Raw genomic sequence first — 3529 nt, 5'->3', positions numbered from 1 at the left:
AAGCGGGTCAACAAGCATTACAACAGGACGTCGCACAACTGCAAGCGGGTCAACAAGCATTACAACAAGATGTTGCACAATTACAAGCAGGTCAATACAAGCTAGAAAATGATATGGTCGATATGAAACAATCACTCGGAAATATGGAACGGACGCAAGAAAAGATTCTTGAAGAGCTACGCATATCAAAAAACAACCAGGCACTAGTCATAAATGATTTGACAAGCATAAAAAAATCAATGGATGTGACGGTTGCTTATTTGCAGCGTAGATCTGATGTAATATTTGATAAAATGATTGAACATGAAAAAGAAATTTTAAATTTAAAAACACGTCTACCAAACTAACTCCCAATGGGAGCTATTTTTTTGTACATCGACGTATATGTTATGCATATATAACGTATACGTGGGTGTATAGTTTTGAGAGTGAGGGATGTGTGTGAAAACGGTAAGAAAAGCAATTATTCCAGCTGCAGGGCTCGGAACAAGGTTTTTACCTGCGACAAAAGCGATGCCAAAAGAGATGCTTCCGATTGTCGACAAACCGACGATTCAATATATCGTTGAAGAAGCGATTGAATCTGGGATTGAAGACATTATTATTGTCACAGGAAAAGGAAAGCGCGCCATCGAAGATCATTTCGACCATGCATTTGAACTTGAACAAGCGTTGTTAAAAAGCAATAAACACGACCTACTAGAAAAAGTAAAAGAACCGTCCAAAGTTGATATTCATTACATTCGCCAAAAAGAACCGAAAGGACTAGGCCATGCTGTTTGGTGCGCACGCAAATTTATCGGCGACGAACCATTCGCTGTCCTATTAGGCGACGACATTGTCCAAGCTGATACACCATGTTTAAAACAACTCATGAACGAATTCGAACAAACGCATAGCTCCGTCATTGGTGTGAAACAAGTCGCTGATGACGAAACGCACCGTTACGGCATCATCGACCCGATCGATAAAAAAGGGCGACGCTACCAAGTGCGCCAATTCGTTGAAAAACCAGCACCAGGCACCGCCCCTTCTAACTTAGCGATCATGGGCCGGTACATTTTAACGCCAGAAATTTTTATGTTTCTTGAAAAACAAGAAACAGGCGCTGGCGGAGAAATTCAGCTAACTGATGCGATTCAAAAACTAAACGAGATTCAGCGCGTCTTCGCTTACGAGTTTGAAGGAAAACGATATGACGTTGGGGAGAAGTTAGGATTTATTCAGACGACGATTGAGTTTGCGATGCAAGATGAAGAGTTGAAACAACATCTCATTCCGTTTATGGAGCAGATATTGAAAGAAGCGAAAGTGAAGGAATAAAAGGTTAAAGGGGGATGAAGGGAGTTGGCGCAATCAGGCAATGTTGCTAGTATACAAGCCCAACAAAGATATACTCAACAAGTGATTGTTAACGATAAAAAAAGTTATTTAATTGCTAAACGAACAATGGACATTATCGGAGCCATGATCGGATTAATTTCGTTATCCTGGCTCTTTCTTATTGTTGCTGTTCTCATAAAGCTAGAAGACCCAAAAGGTCCAGTGTTTTTTAAACAAATACGAGTTGGAAAAGACGGAAAACAGTTTTATATGTACAAATTTCGCTCGATGGTGACCGATGCCGAAACAAAACTACAGGAACTTCTGAAGTACAACGAAGTATCTGGTGCCATGTTTAAAATGAAAAACGATCCTCGGGTGACGAAGGTAGGAAGATTCATTCGTAAAACGAGCATTGACGAGCTCCCGCAATTATGGAATGTATTAAAAGGGGAAATGAGCCTCGTTGGTCCGCGCCCACCGTTGCCAAGAGAAGTAGCGCAGTATACGGAATATGATAAACAGCGGCTACTTGTGACCCCAGGGTGTACGGGGTTGTGGCAGGTGAGTGGGAGAAATGATTTAGGGTTTCATGAAATGGTGGAATTAGACTTACGATATATCCGTGAACGCTCATTGTTATATGATTTGAGAATTATTATTAAGACAATTAGGGTAATGATTAAACCGAATAGTGCTTATTAAAAAGAAAAGAGAGGTTAATAGAATGCAAAAAGTATGTGTCGTTGGCTTAGGCTACATTGGTTTACCAACATCGGCGTTGTTAGCAAATAAAGGATTTGAAGTGCATGGTGTTGATATAAATCAAAAAGCTGTCGAGCTGATAAACAGTGGAAAGATACATATTTATGAACCTGATTTGGAGAAAATGGTGCACAATGCTGTTATTAATGGTAGTTTAAAGGCATCTATTTTACCTGAGAAAGCAGACATTTTTATTATTGCTGTTCCGACCCCTTTTAAAGAAAATTATAAACCAGATTTAACTTATGTAGAGCAAGCAGCAAGATCTATTTCCCCTTACTTAGAACCAGGAAATATTGTTGTTTTAGAATCAACAAGTCCTGTTGGAACAACAGAAAAAGTAGCAGAATGGATTTTAGAAGAACGTCCAGAGTTAAGTATTGACGAAAAAGGTAAGAATAGAATTTTTGTTGCTCATTGTCCGGAACGAGTTTTACCAGGAAAAATTTTAAAAGAACTAGTAGAAAATGATCGGATTATTGGCGGAATTGATAAAGATTCAACAAAAAGAACGGTACAATTCTATGAAAAGTTTGTTAAAGGGAAAATTTTGGAAACAAATGCTCGGACAGCAGAATTAGCAAAGTTAACTGAGAACGCATTTCGTGATGTAAATATTGCGTTTGCAAATGAACTGTCCATGATTTGTGATGAGCTCAACATTAATGTGTGGGAGTTAATCAATTTAGCAAATCATCATCCACGTGTAAATATTTTGCAGCCAGGCCCTGGAGTAGGAGGACACTGCATAGCGGTCGACCCTTGGTTTATCGTGAATGGAGCTCCTAAAACAGCAAAACTTATTCGAACAGCTCGTAGGGTAAATGACTCCAAACCGTATTTTGTTATTGAAAAAATTAAAGAAGCAACAAAAAATCTGCCAAACCCAACAATTGCATGCTTAGGTTTAGCGTTTAAAGCAAACGTTGATGATTTGCGAGAAAGCCCAGCGGTGAAAATTGTAAAAGAATTATCTGCTATTTATGATCAAACTATATATGTAGCTGAGCCGCATATTGAGGAACTTCCAAAAGATTTACTAGAATTAAATGTCCAACTTGTAAAAACAGAGGATGCGATTGAGAAAGCTGATATTGTTGTGTTACTGGTGGATCATGATTATTTTAAAGTGATAGATAAGAAAGTACTATCGAATAAAATTATTATTGATACGCGCGGGGTGCTCCCGATAACAAGTAATATATATATACATGCACCTTAAAACCATGACTTCTGTATGAACACCTTTTTTCATGGCTATACTGCTCCTAAATATTTCTATACAAAAGGAGCGGAATTGGTATGAAACGTTTGAAAATCACAAATGATCACGGTTGGACACCTCGAACACTTCGGAAACAAGAACGGAAAATCAAAGATGCTTCGCTTCGTGTTCGGGTGACCGCTGTTCGTCTTGTCATGGAAGGTCACCTCGGTAAAG

The 3529-nt window shown here is 38.8% G+C and carries 3 protein-coding genes and 1 pseudogene; all 4 read left to right on the top strand.

What is annotated here, in order from left to right; translation table 11 throughout:
* A pseudogene (locus ACYQY7_RS09040) lies at positions 1-347 on the top strand (hypothetical protein); the annotation flags it as partial.
* Positions 348-441: 94 nt separating this feature from the next.
* Positions 442-1323, top strand: coding sequence for a UTP--glucose-1-phosphate uridylyltransferase GalU (galU, locus tag ACYQY7_RS09035; RefSeq protein WP_461201728.1), 882 nt, complete (start codon positions 442-444; stop codon positions 1321-1323).
* Between the two features lie 24 nt (positions 1324-1347).
* The gene (locus ACYQY7_RS09030; RefSeq protein ID WP_461201727.1) at positions 1348-2028 is read left to right on the top strand and encodes a sugar transferase; all 681 of its coding nucleotides are present in this window, start codon (positions 1348-1350) and stop codon (positions 2026-2028) included.
* A gap of 22 nt (positions 2029-2050) precedes the next feature.
* Complete coding sequence (gene wecC, locus ACYQY7_RS09025) at positions 2051-3310, top strand: UDP-N-acetyl-D-mannosamine dehydrogenase (RefSeq protein ID WP_461201726.1); 1260 nt, start codon at positions 2051-2053, stop codon at positions 3308-3310.
* The last annotated feature ends 219 nt before the right edge of the window (positions 3311-3529 follow it).

It is taken from the genome of Anoxybacillus sp. TBDG-1 (assembly GCF_054815885.1).
Note: the sequence above shows the minus strand (reverse complement) of the source record. Positions and strands in the feature narration are given on the sequence as shown.